We start from the raw sequence: 15,901 nt of genomic DNA, 5'->3' as shown, positions 1-15,901 counted from the left end.
GAGCTGAAAATATGAAAAACAAAATTCTTAATCTATTGATTGTTTTATCATGGCTTGGACAAATTTTATTAAGTATAGTAGTTGCGATTGCCGTTGTTTTAGGAATTGCAATTGCAGCTAATAGCGAATTTCGTCAGGGATTTAGTGCAGGGGTTACCAATGGTAAACATGTAACAAATAATCAGTGGATAATTTTAACAATAATTTTTATTTTAGGAATAATAATTTATACTCTTGAAATATTTATTATTAAATATGTGCGGTATTTAATTAATAACATAAAGAATGAAATTTATTTTGCTAAAAATAATCTTGGATTACTTAAAAAATTATTATGCGTTTTAGGTACATTTATAGTTTTGAGAGTAGGAGTTTATTTTTTAACTTTACAAGTTAAATTCTTATATTCAAGTGATAATTCATTTCCGTTTGGAATCATGGATAGTATATTGTTTTTAGCTGTTTTCTATGTGGTTTATCTAGTGTTCAAATATGGACTGCAATTACAAGAAGAATCGGATCATATTATTTAGAAAGTGGTGTGATAATTGATCAATGTAACACTTGATTTTATGCTTTTAAAAAGAAAGATGACCTCAAAAGAATTAGCTGAAAAAATTGGTATAACACAAGCAAATTTATCAATTTTAAAGACAGGGAAGGCACATGGCATTCGTTTTGAAACGTTAGATAAAATTTGTGAAGTATTAAATTGTCAGCCAGGTGATTTATTGGAATATGTTCCTGATAAAGGGCAGGATAAAGATGAATAAAAATGAAAAACTTAGCATTAACAGATTACGTAGATCTTTCTAATAAAAAAGAACGTAAACAAAGTATAATAAAGCTTTTATTAGGATTTGTAATTTTAGCAGTTGCGTATATTGTTGGACCGGTAATAATTACTAAGTTATTTGCACATGCTTTAGCAAGAACAGTATTATTACTTTTTATAGTTTTAGTTGCATTTATTGCTAATTATTTATGTAAAACAACAAAAGTCGTTAAACAACAACCGCAAGGACAATCTAAACTTTTAAATATTATATTCTGTCTATATTTAATACTTTTCATGATTTTACCTGAAATACCAATAAAACTAAAAATTCTAGAATTACCATTAAATAAGTCTCTAGCAATTTTAATTTTAGCTATTAATGCTGGTGTGATAGAGGAGTTCCTATTTCGGGGGATTTTATTCAATGCATGTTTAGAATATTTTTCATCTACTAGATATATGTTTGTATGGACTAGTATTAGTACTTCGTTAGTATTTGGGATGTTACATATGATTAATGCAGTTCATCAACCATTATTATCAACTATCGGGCAAATAATATTTGCTTTTGGGTTAGGAATGATTTTTAGTTATTTACGTTTAATTACTAATGGAATTAGTGCAGGAATTTTACTGCATGTTTGGCAAGATGCTAGTGTAACAATTACTACTAATAATTGGGGAAATAGTAATATTATAGTAGTTTTAGCATTTGCAATAGTTGAAGCGCTTTTGGTATTACTTTGCGTTTATTTTTATAACAAGAAATATAATCAACAATTTGGAAATACCAAATATGACACCAAATCAACAGAATTTGACGTAAATGCGCAGGAATAATTATTTTGAGTAGAATATGATTAAGCGAGTCGAATAGGGAGAATTAATTATGAGAAAAGTTATTTTAGTTTTATTAGAAGTATTAGAAGCTATGTTTTTACTTAGTAATTTGTATCAACCAACTACAACTTGGGGTTACAATCTTAAAGCAACGATTGTACTTTTAGGGATGATTTCTTTAATTATAGAAGTGGCATGGTGGAGTATAAGACGAGTAAAAGGTAAAAAAGGTTTTGGAATAGAAAGAGCAAAATAACATGCAATTCTGGATAAGTGCGTTTTGTTTTGCAATTGGTATTGGTATCTATGATTTAGCCAAGTCTGGTGTGAAGATGGTAATTAAAAGAAGAAAGAAGAGTTAAAAATGAAGATCAAAGATAGATGGGCAGGATTTGTATTAATATTATTATTGGCATTGGTTAATACTGTGAAAACGGGCAACGTTTATACTAATACAGCTAACATTATCATTGGCATAATTGTATTGATAACTTTTGCATTGACTATCATGTCTTATAAAAATGAAAAAGTTGGCGCAACATTAGAAACGACTGTGTGGTTATTAACTTTTGTGGAAGTAGCAGCTGGTCGCTTAGGTAAGTTCGATGCAGAAAATATGATACTTTTAGCAATTGAAGCTGTAGTTATCGTTTACTTCACTGTAAGATATATTCGTGAAAGAGTAGGATAAATCATGACATTAAAAGAAGCATTACAAAAAGTAAAACTAGAAAATCCTGAAGAAAAAAGAATAATTGAAGCTGCAATTATTTCTCTAAATAATGGAGTTTTTGAGCCAAAAGTTTTAAAAGAACTTAAAATCGCCTTTGAAAAATTAGCTCAAAAAAATCAACTATCAAAATTGGGCATGAAATTTTACATGGAAATTTCTAAACCTAACTTTAACTTAGATTCAGACTTGTCATCATCAATTACATGGTTCTAAAAAAGGTCGAGCATTTGCTCGACCTTTTAATATCCACCAAAATCTCTATAACTAGAACTAAGGATGTCATCAACGTACTTAGAACGTTTGATGTCTTTTTGTTTAATAGCTTCCTTGATTTCATTGGGGCTTAGATGATTGATAACGTAGTATTTGAGGGCTTTATTAGTAAGTTCATTTAAGTCCATCTTATCGCCATTCATTGTCATATATTTATCTACTAAGCTTTCAACTTCATCAGTTAATTCAATTCTTTTTCTTCCCATTTTAGTCACCTTTATTTTTCCTTTTAACTTAAATTATACCACTAGCTAACTTGAGAAATGCTAGTATAATTGAAAGGAATGCTTTAAGGAGATTTTGGTATGGAATATTTTGTTAGGATTTTGGTTTGGCTTAGAAGGCGTGTGTTTTTTAGGATTGTTCAACGAACGCTTGTAATGCTCATGCCAGTTGCAACAATTGGGGCAATTTTTCAGTTATTAAGGGATGAGTTTTTTTCCCCGGATAGCCTTATCTATAATATCTTTAATTTTGACAATAATATGTCTAATAGTGTTTGGAATGCAGGAAACGTTATTACCCGGGGAATGGTCCAGGTAACTATTGGAATATTTGGTATTTACGTTGCATATTTTGCGGCTGTTTATACTGCACGTTTATATCGAAAAGACTCTACTATGGCAGGAATTGCAGCGGTAATTGTGATTACTTTTTGCTCATATTTAAGTGAGGCTGCTAGAACTACTGGAAATAATCGGGCAGTCTTTTATTCGAGAATGCTAAATATTAATGGAACACTTTTAGCAATTATAATTGGATATGTTGTAGGGCAAGTATTTCATTATTTGGGTAAAGATTATGTTAAGTCAACCTTTGAGCATACTGATCGGATTCGCCACCGTGCTTGGAATGCGTTATTACCAACTAGTATAGCAATTATTTTAGGATTAATAATTGGAATTACTCTTTATTTATTCAAGATTCGTTTGTTAGATTCATATTACATTACCTCTTTAGCAACAAAACTTGAGAATTCTAATAACTTATTGATAATTATTCCTTTAACAATGTTTGTTTCATTATTATGGTGGTTTGGAATTGGCTATCCAATCTCTTCTTTAACTACCGCTTCTAACAGCGGGACTGCTATTGCCAACTTAAATTATGCTTTGCGTCATGGTAGCTCTTATGATGTACCTTATAAATATTTAGGAAGTGGTTTGCTTAATTCGTACGCATTAATGGTTATTTTTGCGTTGGCAATGGTTATTATTTTGTACACTAAACAAAGAGAAATTGAAGCGATTGCGAAAGTTAACTTAATTCCTGTAACTTTTGGTGCAACTAATGGACTTTTTATTGGATTACCTATTATTTTAAATCCGATTTATTTTGTTCCTATTGTATTTTTACCAGCAATTAATGAGTTGTTTGCGGCAGCTGCAATTAAATTACATATTATAATGCCAACTGTATATCCAGTATTATCGGGCTCGCCAAGTTTGCTGTATTCGTTTTTTGGTACGAATGGTAATTGGGCCACTTTTATATTTACAGTAGTATTGTTTATTTTTGATGTTGGTATTTTGATTCCAACTGTAAAAATAGCCCAAGAAATTTCTGAAAAAGTATTAGCTTATGATAAGGAAGAAGATAAATATGCTAAATAAACGAAACTTTAAATGGTTGTTGATATTGTTTTTATTGGTTTTAGCTTTATCTATTCCAGGCTATTCTTGGATGAAAAAGACCAATCATGATCGAGCAGAACGTCGCAAGTCAATGGTATCGCCTATAATAATGGTTCCAGGATCTAGTGCTACTGTTGAACGATTTAATCCATTGATTGCAAAGCTTAACAAAAACAATCCCCACCCACATAGTGTATTAAAAATTGAAGTTCAAACTGATGGGGATTTGAAATATATTGGTTCAATTAATAAAGGCGACAATGAGCCAATTATAGTTATTGGCTTTCAAGATAACAAAGATGGTTATTCTAATATCAAAAAACAATCCAAATGGTTTGATATTGCTTTTGAACAAGTGAGCGAATCATATAAATTCAATAATTTTAAGGCTTTTGGTCATTCTAATGGAGGCTTGATTTTAACTTATTGGCTGGAACATTATTATTCGGATTATTCTGATGAAATCAAGATAAAAAGATTAATGACTTTGGCTTCTCCTTTTAATTTCAATGAAAGTAATATCAGTCATAAAACTCAAATGTTGAGTGATTTTATTAAATATAAGAAAAAACTCCCCAAAAATTTAGTAGTTTATTCTTTAACTGGTGGACAAAGTTATGAATCAGATGGCATTGTTCCTGAATCAAGTGTTGCTGCTGCAAAATATGTTTTTCAAAATCAGGTAAAACAATTCACTGAGATGACAGTAACTGGTACAAGTGCCAACCATTCAGCACTTCCACAAAATAAAGAAGTTGTAGATGCAATTAAACAATATTTACTTAAGAAAGAACCTAATAATTTACAAAATATTCCCAAAAATAAAACCAACAAAAAAAGAAGAAAAGACTAAATAGTTAAAAGTGCTCCATTTGGAGTGCTTTTTTATTTAAAAAAGTAAGTAAGAAGTTACTTTAATTGAATTGAAAATTTATGGTGGTAAACTAAATTTAGAAGTTGGTAGGGCTTCCATTAGCCCGTCTACACTGTACACTTAGAAGCGGAATAATAATTGCACTCTGTGGAAAACTCCTGGCAAATTGCATTATTTTTTCTTTTAAAAAGAGCTTATCTTAAGAAATTCTTTACAATTTGTGAAAGGTTATAACCCTTGATGTATAAGTGTTTTTAAAGGGTTTATGATATAAAATCACAATATAAAACATTTCTGTGGAAAACTTTTAGAAAAAGTATTGCTTTTTGTGGATAACCTGCTATACTTATAAATGTAATCAATTAGCACTCACTTAACTAGAGTGCTAAAGACTTAAATTTATTAATAGGGAGTGTTTGCAAATATGGCATACTTTGACAACAATTTTGACGACTTATTTAACCAATTAAATAGCTCATTCTTTAACGATGACTTTGGCTCATCAAGTAGAGGCTCAATTCCAATTAACTATTCAAGTAGTAGCATGGGTGCAACACCTCAAACAATGACCCAAGCTCCACAACAAAAAGAAAAGCCAATTGGTGTTGATTTGGTTGAACAAGCTAAGAATAATAAATACGACCCAGTAATTGGCCGTGATGAACAAATTGATAACGTAATTGAAATTCTTTCTAGAAGAAAGAAGAATAACCCAGTATTAATTGGACCTGCTGGTGTTGGTAAGACTTCTATTGTAGAAGGATTAGCACAAAGAATTGCAGAAGGCAATGTTCCAGCTAAGATGAAAGACATGCACATTATTGCAATTAATATTAATGATATGGTTGCAGGTTCTAGTCTTCGTGGTAGCTTTGAAGAAAGATTGAAGAAAGTTATTGATGAAGCTAAGAAGAATCCTAACATTGTATTGTTCATAGATGAATTGCACAACATTGTTGGTGCAGGTTCAACTGATTCTGAAAATAATAATGGTGATGCAGCTAATATTTTAAAGCCTGCCTTAGCAAGTGGTGAACTTAAATTAATTGGTGCTACTACTACTAGTGAATACCAAAGAATTGAAAAAGATCCTGCTCTTGCTCGTAGATTCCAACCAGTTCAAGTTCCAGAACCATCAACTGAAGTTGCAGTTAAGATTTTGGAAGGACTTAAGAAGAAGTATGAACAATTCCACCATGTAAAGTATGATGACAGTGCATTAAAACTTGCAGTTGAATTATCAGAAAGATATATTCAAGGTCGTTACTTACCAGATAAGGCAATTGACTTGATGGATGAAGCTGGTGCTAAGAAGGCACTTTTAGTTGAACCAGCAGATGAAGAAAGTTTAAAGACTCGTATTCATGCCTTAGAATCTAAGAAGGCAGAAGCTGCAAAAGCAGAAGATTATGATAAAGCTGCTGAACTTAAGACTAAGATTGACGAACTTCAAAAAGATTTGAAGCACGTTGATAAAGCTGATACTCCAGTTGTAACTGATAAAGACATTTATAAGATTATTGAACAAAAGACTAACATTCCAATGAGCGAATTACATGCTGATGAAGCTCAAAAGAACTTAGACTTAGCTAATAAGCTTAAGAATGTAGTTATTGACCAAGATAGAGCAATTGATGTAATTACTGATGCTATTGCTCGTAAGCAAGTATTTAAGGATGGTGATCGTCCAACTGGTTCATTCCTTTTGACTGGACCTACAGGTGTTGGTAAGACTGAACTTGCTAAACAAATTGCAATTAACCTCTTTGGTAATAAAGATCACTTCATTCGTTTGGACATGTCTGAATACCAAGATGAAATGGCAGTTAACAAGTTGATTGGTTCAGCTCCTGGTTATGTAGGTTATGGTGAAGGTGGTCAATTAACTGAAAAGATTCGTCACCAACCATATAGCTTGATTTTATTTGATGAAATTGAAAAGGCAAATCCACAAGTATTTAACACCCTTCTTCAAATTATGGATGATGGTCGTTTGACTGACGCACAAGGTAGAACTGTATCATTTAAAGATACAATCTTGATTATGACTTCAAATGCCGGATTCTCTGACAAGTTATTAGAAGATGGTAAAGTTGACCAAGATAAGCTTATTTCTGCCTTGGAAAACTACTTTAGACCAGAATTCTTAAACCGTTTGGACGCAATTGTTCCATTCAATTCACTTACTGAAGAAGACATGGGTAAGATTATTGACATTTACTTGAAGAGAATGTCACATGCCTTAGCTAAGAAGAATGTAGAAGTAGAAGTTAGTGAAGAAGCTAAGAAGATTTTAGCTGAAAAAGGTTATGATAAGAAGTTCGGTGCTCGTCCACTTAGAAGAGTAGTAGAGCAAGATCTTGAAACTCCAATTGCTAAGCTTGTAATGAAAGAACCTGACACTAAGAAGATTAGCTTCACTGCAGATGACAAGCATTTGTACATGAACGGCGAATCAATCTTAGACCTTACTGAACCAGAAGAAGTAAAAGATGGCGAAGTTGAGGCAAAAGATGAAGAAGCTGCTGAGAAAAAGGAAGACTAATTAAGCCATTTAAATATTAAAGAAGGATTATTCCCCAGGGAATAGTCCTTTTTTGTATCTTCAGAAAAAGCTATAATTGTTTTGAAATAAAAATCACTTTTGGAGGAAGAAATGTATAAAAATAAAAAATTTGATTTAAGCATGAAAATAATTCTAAGTTTTCTTGCAGTATTTTCAGGAATTATTACATTTGTAGTCCATTTTCCTGGGAAAACTATTTTGCTTTCTATTATTTATGGCTTATTTTACTTTATTGCGGCAGTTTGCTTTTGGTTTCAAAATAAGGCAAACTGGATTCGGATAATCATGGAAATATCTTTGGTAATTACATTTATTTTGTCATTAATGCAATCAATGACAGATATGCCTTTAGGAATTCCAACAGATGGACCAGCTTGGATATTAACAAGAGCAATTATTATGGCACTTCCATCAATTCTGGGATTAATTTACTTTAATCTTGACAGCTTTAGTAATGGGCAAAAAGTATTATTGGTATTTTTACGTTTATTTGTAACTTTCATTTTTGCGTATTTAGCCTTTATTACACTTGTGATTTTGATAATTTCTGGAGCATATATTTATGGAATGCCGGGCTGGATGCAAAATATTATGGTGGTTGCCTTTTATATTATTGCAATTTATTATGTGATTTATATTATTTGTAACTGGCTTAAGTTTTATCAAGGAATCATTACTTGGATAATGACAATTGTAGCTTTAGTTGCTTTTATTCCTGTTGGATTTTTAGGCGGATTTATGATTAGTGACTTTTGGTGGCTAGGGATTATTGCAATAATTGTTTTGTTTACAGCTTATTGGAATAACCGTGTTAAAAGCTGAAATTAATTTAGTAAACGCTTAACATTTTACTAATTGACAAAAAACGCCTTCATTGCTTATAATTATAAGCAATTCACAACTAATGAAGCGGCGCCCAGATAGTAAAGTTTCATTTTACTAACTAGGCGCTTTTTTTATATTTTAGGGAGGCGCAATATTTTGGATGAGAAAAAAACGAAACTGAATCGTGGACTTAAAAGTCGTCACGTAACAATGATCGCAATAGGAGGCGCGATTGGTACAGGATTATTCTTGGGTTCCGGTTCTGCTATTCGTAGCGCTGGTCCTTCAATCATCTTGTCATATCTTATAGTTGGGATCATTACATTTTTTATGATGAGAGCCCTTGGTGAATTGATTCTAGCTGATACTGAAAAACATTCATTTTTAGATGCTGTTAAAGAGTATTTGGGTGATAGAGTTGAATTTGTTGCAGGATGGATTTATTGGGCTTGTTGGTTGACTTTAGCTATGGCTGATTTAACTGCAACAGGAATTTATTTACGTTATTGGTTCCCATGGCTTCCGCAATGGGTTGGTCCACTAGTTATTGTTGTTTTATTGATGTTGATTAACATGGTGGATGTGGGGCTTTTTGGTGAACTTGAAAGCTGGTTTTCAATGATTAAAGTAATTGCAATTATTGCTTTAATTTTAACTGGTGTAGTATTACTTTTACTTCATACTAATGTAGCTGGTAGACCAGTATCTTTAAGTAATTTATTCAATCATGGGGGCTTCTTCCCAACTGGTGGTTGGGGATTCATGATGTCGTTTCAAATGGTTGTATTTGCATTTGTCGGTGTAGAAATTGTAGGACTTACAGCTGGAGAAACTGCAAATCCAGATCAAGATATTCCTAAGGCTATTAACACTTTACCAGTAAGAATTGGATTATTTTATATTGGATCAATGCTTGCAATTATGGCGGTTTATCCTTGGAACAAAATTCAAACAACTTCAAGTCCATTTGTGCAAGTGTTTGGTGCAATTGGAATTGTAGGAGCTGCTGGAATTTTAAACTTTGTTGTATTAACAGCTGCAATGTCAGCAACTAATAGTGCGATATTTTCTACTAGTCGTTCTCTTTATGCGCTGGCTCGTGGAGGAAATGCTCCTAAAAAGCTTGGTGAATTAAGTAATAAAGCCGTTCCTAATAATGCTTTAACTACTTCATCTTTGATTCTTTTCATCATTGTTATCTTAAACTACTTAATGCCAGCTAAAATTTTTGATGTTGTTTCGACTGTATCAACGATTTGTTTTATTATTGTTTGGATGATTATTATGTGGGCTCATATTAAATATCGTCAAACGAATAAAAACAATCTTGGTAATTTTAAAATGCCAGGATATCCTTTCACTAGCTGGCTGACCCTTATTTTTTACTTTGTGATTTTGGTGATTTTATTCTGTATTGAATCGACTAGATTACCATTAATTATTTCTATTATATTTGTAATACTTCTTTGGGCTATTTATGGCTTAGTAGAAAAACGTAAAAATTAATTTATTTAAAGAAAAATATTATAATTTTTTCATTTTTTATGTATAATATAAAAAAATGAAATTATGAGTAAATATAGAAAATAAATTATTTCCCTGGAAATGGTTTATTTTGAAAGGAAGATTGAGTTGAGTCAGAAGAAAGGAAAAGCTCCTGCCTTAAAGCGGTCAATGTCTGCTGGGCAAATGGAAATGATCTCACTTGGTGGGGCAATTGGCGTTGGTTTATTTATGGGGTCTGCTTCTACTATTAAGTGGACTGGTCCATCAGTTCTTCTTGCTTATATGTTTGTAGGGCTCATCTTATATATTGTAATGAGAGCTCTTGGTGAGATGCTTTATGTCGATCCTGGTACGGGATCATTTGCAGATTATGCAAGTGAACATGTTCATCCAATTGCAGGTTATTTAGCTGAATGGGCAAATGTTTTTCAATATATCGTTGTAGGTATTTCAGAAGTTGTAGCAACGACTGAATATTTGAGATTTTGGTGGCCAAATACTAATGATTGGATGGCAGGAGTAATTATTATTGCATTTTTACTTCTTGCAAATTTAGCCAGTGCTAAGGCATATGCGACATTAGAATTTTGGTTTGCAATGATTAAAGTTGTAACCATTATTTTGATGATTATTTTAGGTTTTATGGTAATTCTCTTTGGTTTTGGTAATGGCGGGCATCCAATTGGCTTTTCTAATTTATGGAATCATGGAGGATTCTTTACTGGAGGAATCAAAGGCTTCTTATTCTCAATGGCAATTATTGTAGGTTCTTACCAAGGAATCGAGTTAATTGGTATTTCTGCTGGAGAAGTTGCTGATCCTCAAAAAGCAGTTGTAAAAAGTGTTAAATCAGTACTTTGGCGTATTTTGATTTTCTATGTTGGTGCGATTTTTGTTATTGTAACTATTTATCCTTGGGATAAATTAGGAACAATGGGTTCACCATTTGTAACTACTTTTGCTAAGGTTGGAATTACTGCTGCTGCTTCGATTATTAACTTTGTTGTTTTAACAGCTGCTTTATCTGGAGCAAACTCTGGAATTTATTCTTCAAGTAGAATGCTTTATAAGATGGCTCATGAAGGAGAGGCACCTAGAGTATTTGGTCATGTATCAAAGAGGATTGTGCCTGATCGTGCTATTATTGGAATTACGTCAGGAATTTTCATTGGTTTTATGTTAAATGTCTTGTTGCAATTCTTTAGTAAATCTCTTGAAAATGTCTTTGTAGTAGTTTATAGTTCATCTGTTCTTCCAGGAATGGTTGCTTGGTTTGTTATCTTGCTTGCGGAGCTTCGCTTTAGAAAGAAGAATCCTCACTTGATGGAAAACCATCCTTTTAAATTACCACTTTATCCATATTCAAATTACTTTGCGTTAATTATGCTTACAGTTATTGTGATTTTTATGTTTATTAATCCAGAAACTCGCATCTCTGTAGCAGTAGGAGCAATAGTATTAATCGTTGCAACGATTGTATATATAATTAAGCATAAAAATAAAAAATAAAACTAAAAGCTGTCATTCTGACAGCTTTTTGTATATAATAATTACGTATAAAAAGTAAGTAAGGAGTGGATAACTATGACAAAACCAATTATTGGAATTTCAGGTTCAGTAATTATTGATGATGGGGGCATTTTCCCAGGGTATCATCGTAGTTATGTGAATGAAGATTATGTAGACTCTGTTGTTCAAAATGGAGGCATACCTTACATCATTCCATTTAATGAAAATGATGAAGTAATAAAAATGCAACTTGATAATGTTCAAGGATTAATTTTATCAGGTGGTCATGATGTGGATCCACGTTTTTATGGGGAAGAGCCTAAACAAAAAATTGGCGCTACTTGGCCAGAACGTGATCATTTTGATATGCGACTTCTTAAGTTAGCCGAAGCGAATGGAATTCCCGTTCTTGGTATTTGTCGTGGTGCTCAAATTATCAATGTTGCACATGGTGGTACATTATATCAAGATTTATCTTATAGAAGTGAAGAAACTCTTAAACATTCACAAGGGCATTCTCCAAGTTTACCAACTCATGGTATGAAAGTTGAAGAAAATTCAAAACTTGCTGAAGTTCTTGGCAAGACTGATTTTAGAGTTAATTCTTTCCACCATCAATTAATTAAAGATGTTGCTCCAGATTTAATTAAAGTTGCAACTGCACCTGATGGTGTAATTGAAGGATTAGAAAATAAAGATGGTAGTATTTTAGCAGTACAATGGCATCCTGAGATGCTCCATAGAAATAAGAAGGTAGCATTTATGAATAATCTATTTAAATGGGTTGTTGATAATGCAAAATAATATTTAGAAGGATAACAAATGAGTGAAAAAGAAAGTGACAAACTAGGCTTTTGGTCGATAGTTTTATTAGCAATTAATGCAATTATTGGTTCGGGAATTTTCCTGACGCCAGGAAGTGTTGTCCAACAAGCTGGTTCAAAAGCATTACTTGTATATTTGATCGCTGCAATATTTGCATCAATTTTAGCAATTTCATTTGCTGCAGCAGCTAAATATGTAACCAAATCAGGAGCAGCTTATGCGTATTCTAAAGCAGCTTTTGGTGAAAAAGTAGGCTTTTATATGGGGATTTTGCGTTACTTTTCGGCAAGTGTTGCTTGGGGAGTAATGGCAGTAGGTGTTATTCGCTCTACAATTTCTATTTTTGGTGGAAACTCTGAAGACTTTTGGGCTGTAACGATTGGTTTCATTATTTTAATGGCTGCTATTACAGTTATAAATTTATTTGGGCAAAAAGTTGTTAAGTATGTAATGAACTTAGCTACTATTGGAAAGTTAGCTGCTCTTGTTTTAATTATTGTTGCTGGAGTAGTGCTTTTGATAGTAAGTGGAGCAAGTAGTCACTTAAATGAAGTTGATTCAATTACACAAAATGGTCATAGAATTGTTCCAACATTAACTACTACTGGTTTTGTAATGGCAATTGTTTCAGCGTTTTATGCTTTTACTGGATTTGAATCTGTAGCTTCAGGTTCTGATGATATGAAAAATCCAGAAAAAAATTTACCACGTGCAATACCACTTGCGATTTTAGTTATTGCAATCGTGTATATTGGCGTTGTTGCAGTAGCCATGATTCTTGATCCTAAAGCTTTGATGACAACTACACAAGTTGTGGCTATTGCAGCAATTTTTCAAAATGAAGTTTTGCGAGATGTGATTTTGGTAGGAGCTTTGGTGTCTATGTTTGGTATCAATGTAGCATCGAGTTTTAATGCTCCAAGAATCCTTGAAGCTATGGCAAGAGAAAATCAAATGTCTAAATCCCTTACTAAAAGAACTAAGAATAATTTTCCAATTAGAACTTTCTTCATTTCAGTAATCTTGGCAATTTTAATTCCAATGGCCTTTCAATATAACATGACTAATCTCATTACTTTAAGTGCAATGGTTAGATTCTTAGGTTTTATTGTGGTACCAATTGCTGTAATTCGCTTTTTCCAAGGAAAAGGTGTTGAAAAAGATATTATCTTAAAAGCAGATAAAAATGTTTGGACAGATGTTGTTTTTCCAGTTCTATCAATTATTTTGGTAATATTCTTACTTATAGAATATAACTGGAAGGCACAGTTTGGTATATTAAATGCTCAAGGTCAGTTTATTGGTTTGAACTGGTATGCGATTGCAATGATGGTATTTGGTTTTATTCTTTTGCCGCTTATTATGTCGCTAATTGCAAGACGCGAAAGAAAAAATGAAAATTAAAAATAAGAATAAAAAATCCACTAGTATCAAATTTACTTACTAGTGGATTTTTTTAGTTATAATGAAGATAAATAGTAAAAAAGGAGGATTTATAGCGATGAATTTTAAAAAGATAGCTGCAATAATTGCTGGGGTTTTAGTTATAGTTGGTTTAGCAGGATGTGGAAAAATTGTTAATCAAGGTAAAAACCCGGTAAAACAAGTAAATAAAGTGCTAACTAATAATAGTTTTTCTAATTTGATAGTTAATACGGATGCTTGTGATGTAATTATTAAAACAGGAAAATTGTATAAAGTTCAATATCAAGGAGATAAGGATATTACTCCTAAAGTTGAAAATAAAAATGGGCAATTAATTATTAAGCAAAATGGATCAAGTAAAGGTAACCCTGTCATTAGAATAACGATTCCCAAAAATGTATCTCTTAATCAAGCTGATATTAAGTCGGAAGAAGGGGATATTACAGTCAATGGAGCTAATATTCAAACAGCTCAATTTAATACTGAGGAAGGAAATGCTGATATAGCTAAGACTTCAATGAATGATGGGCAAGTAAATTCAGAAGAAGGAGATATTACTTTACAAAGTACATCAACAAAATCTGGAATAACAGTAAAAGCCGAACAAGGTGATGTAAATGTATCAAATTGTAATTTTAAAGGCTATGACTTAACTACCGAAGAAGGAAGTATTAGTATGCGGGGTCACAGTTATGCAAGTTCAACTTATAAGAAGCATACACATGAAAAGAACTTATTAAAAGTTGAATCAGAAGAAGGAGATATTACTGTTAAATGAAAAGCTGATTTTATTAGCAACTACAATAATTCAATATCATGTTGAGCACACTTTTCAATCATTTCTTCTGGCCAAACACTCGCTTGAACTTCGCCAATGTGAGCTTTCCCTAACAAAAGCATACATAAGCGAGATTGCCCAATGCCGCCTCCAATAGTATAAGGAAGTTCACCATTCAAAAGCATCTTATGAAATGGTAATTTTGCACGATCTTCACAATGAGCTTTCTTTAGTTGTTCACGTAAGCTTTCTTCACTTACACGAATTCCCATACTTGAAATTTCAAGCTTCTTTTCAAGAGGTTCATACCAGAAAAGAATATCACCATTTAATGACCAATCATCATAATCAGGTGCTCGTCCATCATGTGGCTTACCGCTTCTATTCAATTTGTCACCAATTTTCATGAGAAAGACTGCTTTTTCTTTTTTAGCAATTCTATCTTCGCGTTCATCTGGTGTAAGGTTTGGCCAGCGGTCTTCAAGTTCTTGTGTAGTGACAAAAGTAATTTTATCAGGGAGGCGATAAGTTGAGCCGGGGTAATGTTTAGTAACAGCTTTTTCAATTTCTTTAATTGCTGAAAAGATTTTTTCAACAGTTTCTTTCAATGTTTTTTCAGTACGTTCTTCTTTTTTGATGATTTTTTCCCAGTCCCATTGGTCAACATAGATTGAGTGAACATTATCTAAGTCTTCATCACGACGAATTGCATTCATGTTGGTATATAAGCCTTCATGCATACCAAAGCCATATTTTTTAAGAGCCATTCTCTTCCATTTTGCAAGAGAATGAACTACTTCGATGGTTTGTTCAGGCATATCTTTCATATCAAAAGCAACAGGGCGTTCAACACCATTTAAATTATCGTTTAAACCAGTAGCACGTTCGACAAACATCGGTGCAGACATTCTTTGAAGATTAAGCATATCTGATAAAATTGCTTGGAAGTTTTCTCTAATAAAAACGATAGCTGCTTCTGTATCTCTAACTGTTAATGTTGGTTTATAGTCTTTTGGTAAAATTAAATCCATAATTATCTCTCCTAAAATAATCAGAGTAAAGAAAAAGCCCTTCGCTCCTAGAATTGCTAGGGACGAAAGGCTTTTTTCCGCGGTACCACCCAAATTGTCTATTGCTAGACCTCTTATTAGGGTACAATCATACCCCACCGGTGTGGTAACGTGCCGGAGACGTTTCAACCTACTCAAGTTTTTTCGGTGAAATAGCTCAAAGTGTTTTTCGATAATTCAGGGTCTATTAGCTTCACACTAACGCTAACTCACTTAAAGAATGAATTATTTACTCGTCTTTTCATAGCTTCTTAATTATTGAAAT

At 32.5% G+C, this 15,901-nt stretch carries 17 protein-coding genes and 1 other annotated feature; of the genes, 15 read left to right on the top strand and 2 right to left on the bottom strand.

Features of this window, described 5'->3' with window-relative positions:
• Positions 1 to 11 precede the first annotated feature (11 nt).
• The 6 genes from ACTHPI_RS01435 to ACTHPI_RS01410 all read left to right on the top strand — a co-directional run bounded on the left by ACTHPI_RS01435 (position 12) and on the right by ACTHPI_RS01410 (position 2,564).
• Positions 12 to 533: a DUF2975 domain-containing protein gene (locus ACTHPI_RS01435; RefSeq protein ID WP_445352399.1), complete on the top strand. Its 522-nt coding sequence runs from the start codon at positions 12 to 14 to the stop codon at positions 531 to 533.
• Positions 534 to 548: 15 nt separating this feature from the next.
• Positions 549 to 773 carry a helix-turn-helix domain-containing protein gene (locus tag ACTHPI_RS01430; protein ID WP_445352398.1) on the top strand — a complete coding sequence of 75 codons (225 nt, stop codon included), beginning with the start codon at positions 549 to 551 and terminating at the stop codon, positions 771 to 773.
• Positions 774 to 775: 2 nt separating this feature from the next.
• The gene (locus tag ACTHPI_RS01425; RefSeq protein WP_445352397.1) at positions 776 to 1,618 is read left to right on the top strand and encodes a lysostaphin resistance A-like protein; all 843 of its coding nucleotides are present in this window, start codon (positions 776 to 778) and stop codon (positions 1,616 to 1,618) included.
• A 49-nt stretch (positions 1,619 to 1,667) separates the two neighbouring features.
• Entirely contained in the window at positions 1,668 to 1,874 is a 207-nt protein-coding gene (locus ACTHPI_RS01420) for a hypothetical protein (protein WP_445352396.1), read from the top strand.
• Between the two features lie 108 nt (positions 1,875 to 1,982).
• Positions 1,983 to 2,309 (top strand): hypothetical protein, encoded by a 327-nt coding sequence (locus ACTHPI_RS01415; RefSeq protein WP_445352395.1) that lies wholly within the window; start codon positions 1,983 to 1,985, stop codon positions 2,307 to 2,309.
• A gap of 3 nt (positions 2,310 to 2,312) precedes the next feature.
• Entirely contained in the window at positions 2,313 to 2,564 is a 252-nt protein-coding gene (locus ACTHPI_RS01410) for a hypothetical protein (protein ID WP_445352394.1), read from the top strand.
• A gap of 26 nt (positions 2,565 to 2,590) precedes the next feature.
• On the opposite strand, the gene ACTHPI_RS01405 is transcribed toward ACTHPI_RS01410, so the two are convergent.
• Complete coding sequence (locus ACTHPI_RS01405; RefSeq protein WP_445352393.1) at positions 2,591 to 2,830, bottom strand: hypothetical protein; 240 nt, start codon at positions 2,828 to 2,830, stop codon at positions 2,591 to 2,593.
• A gap of 99 nt (positions 2,831 to 2,929) precedes the next feature.
• Between ACTHPI_RS01405 and ACTHPI_RS01400 the strand changes: the two genes are divergently transcribed.
• From ACTHPI_RS01400 to ACTHPI_RS01360, 9 genes are all read left to right on the top strand, one after another.
• The gene (locus ACTHPI_RS01400) at positions 2,930 to 4,237 is read left to right on the top strand and encodes a PTS transporter subunit EIIC (protein ID WP_445352392.1); all 1,308 of its coding nucleotides are present in this window, start codon (positions 2,930 to 2,932) and stop codon (positions 4,235 to 4,237) included.
• Positions 4,227 to 5,111: an alpha/beta hydrolase gene (locus tag ACTHPI_RS01395; protein ID WP_445352391.1), complete on the top strand. Its 885-nt coding sequence runs from the start codon at positions 4,227 to 4,229 to the stop codon at positions 5,109 to 5,111. Before ACTHPI_RS01400 ends, ACTHPI_RS01395 begins: the two co-directional genes overlap by 11 nt.
• A 445-nt stretch (positions 5,112 to 5,556) precedes the next feature.
• A complete protein-coding gene (locus tag ACTHPI_RS01390; protein WP_445352390.1) occupies positions 5,557 to 7,677 on the top strand; it encodes an ATP-dependent Clp protease ATP-binding subunit in 2,121 nt (706 codons plus the stop codon).
• A 111-nt stretch (positions 7,678 to 7,788) separates the two neighbouring features.
• A complete protein-coding gene (locus ACTHPI_RS01385; RefSeq protein ID WP_445352389.1) occupies positions 7,789 to 8,520 on the top strand; it encodes a hypothetical protein in 732 nt (243 codons plus the stop codon).
• A 159-nt stretch (positions 8,521 to 8,679) separates the two neighbouring features.
• Positions 8,680 to 10,029: an amino acid permease gene (locus tag ACTHPI_RS01380; RefSeq protein WP_445352388.1), complete on the top strand. Its 1,350-nt coding sequence runs from the start codon at positions 8,680 to 8,682 to the stop codon at positions 10,027 to 10,029.
• Positions 10,030 to 10,197: 168 nt separating this feature from the next.
• A complete protein-coding gene (locus ACTHPI_RS01375; RefSeq protein WP_445352497.1) occupies positions 10,198 to 11,538 on the top strand; it encodes an amino acid permease in 1,341 nt (446 codons plus the stop codon).
• A gap of 75 nt (positions 11,539 to 11,613) precedes the next feature.
• On the top strand, positions 11,614 to 12,342 hold the full coding sequence (locus tag ACTHPI_RS01370; RefSeq protein WP_445352387.1) for a gamma-glutamyl-gamma-aminobutyrate hydrolase family protein: 729 nt from the start codon (positions 11,614 to 11,616) through the stop codon (positions 12,340 to 12,342).
• Positions 12,343 to 12,360: 18 nt separating this feature from the next.
• Positions 12,361 to 13,767 carry an APC family permease gene (locus ACTHPI_RS01365; protein WP_445352386.1) on the top strand — a complete coding sequence of 469 codons (1,407 nt, stop codon included), beginning with the start codon at positions 12,361 to 12,363 and terminating at the stop codon, positions 13,765 to 13,767.
• Between the two features lie 97 nt (positions 13,768 to 13,864).
• The gene (locus ACTHPI_RS01360) at positions 13,865 to 14,566 is read left to right on the top strand and encodes a DUF4097 family beta strand repeat-containing protein (protein ID WP_445352385.1); all 702 of its coding nucleotides are present in this window, start codon (positions 13,865 to 13,867) and stop codon (positions 14,564 to 14,566) included.
• A 20-nt stretch (positions 14,567 to 14,586) separates the two neighbouring features.
• Here ACTHPI_RS01360 and asnA read toward each other — a convergent pair whose 3' ends face one another.
• A complete protein-coding gene (gene asnA / locus ACTHPI_RS01355) occupies positions 14,587 to 15,597 on the bottom strand; it encodes an aspartate--ammonia ligase (protein WP_445352384.1) in 1,011 nt (336 codons plus the stop codon).
• A gap of 55 nt (positions 15,598 to 15,652) precedes the next feature.
• Positions 15,653 to 15,890: a binding site (T-box leader), on the bottom strand.
• Positions 15,891 to 15,901 lie beyond the last annotated feature (11 nt).

The organism is Lactobacillus sp. PSON (assembly GCF_052615405.1).
The sequence above is the reverse complement of the archived record's forward strand: the minus strand, read 5'-3'. Positions and strand labels throughout refer to the sequence as shown.

Coding starts and splice junctions, on each gene's coding strand:
- ACTHPI_RS01385 (WP_445352389.1), top strand. CDS start 7,789: ATGTATAAAAATAAAAAATTTGATTTAAGCATGAAAATAATTCTAAGT.
- asnA (WP_445352384.1), bottom strand. CDS start 15,597: ATGGATTTAATTTTACCAAAAGACTATAAACCAACATTAACAGTTAGA.
- ACTHPI_RS01365 (WP_445352386.1), top strand. CDS start 12,361: ATGAGTGAAAAAGAAAGTGACAAACTAGGCTTTTGGTCGATAGTTTTA.
- ACTHPI_RS01435 (WP_445352399.1), top strand. CDS start 12: ATGAAAAACAAAATTCTTAATCTATTGATTGTTTTATCATGGCTTGGA.
- ACTHPI_RS01395 (WP_445352391.1), top strand. CDS start 4,227: ATGCTAAATAAACGAAACTTTAAATGGTTGTTGATATTGTTTTTATTG.
- ACTHPI_RS01400 (WP_445352392.1), top strand. CDS start 2,930: ATGGAATATTTTGTTAGGATTTTGGTTTGGCTTAGAAGGCGTGTGTTT.
- ACTHPI_RS01390 (WP_445352390.1), top strand. CDS start 5,557: ATGGCATACTTTGACAACAATTTTGACGACTTATTTAACCAATTAAAT.
- ACTHPI_RS01425 (WP_445352397.1), top strand. CDS start 776: ATGAAAAACTTAGCATTAACAGATTACGTAGATCTTTCTAATAAAAAA.
- ACTHPI_RS01360 (WP_445352385.1), top strand. CDS start 13,865: ATGAATTTTAAAAAGATAGCTGCAATAATTGCTGGGGTTTTAGTTATA.
- ACTHPI_RS01405 (WP_445352393.1), bottom strand. CDS start 2,830: ATGGGAAGAAAAAGAATTGAATTAACTGATGAAGTTGAAAGCTTAGTA.
- ACTHPI_RS01370 (WP_445352387.1), top strand. CDS start 11,614: ATGACAAAACCAATTATTGGAATTTCAGGTTCAGTAATTATTGATGAT.
- ACTHPI_RS01410 (WP_445352394.1), top strand. CDS start 2,313: ATGACATTAAAAGAAGCATTACAAAAAGTAAAACTAGAAAATCCTGAA.
- ACTHPI_RS01375 (WP_445352497.1), top strand. CDS start 10,198: ATGTCTGCTGGGCAAATGGAAATGATCTCACTTGGTGGGGCAATTGGC.
- ACTHPI_RS01420 (WP_445352396.1), top strand. CDS start 1,668: ATGAGAAAAGTTATTTTAGTTTTATTAGAAGTATTAGAAGCTATGTTT.
- ACTHPI_RS01415 (WP_445352395.1), top strand. CDS start 1,983: ATGAAGATCAAAGATAGATGGGCAGGATTTGTATTAATATTATTATTG.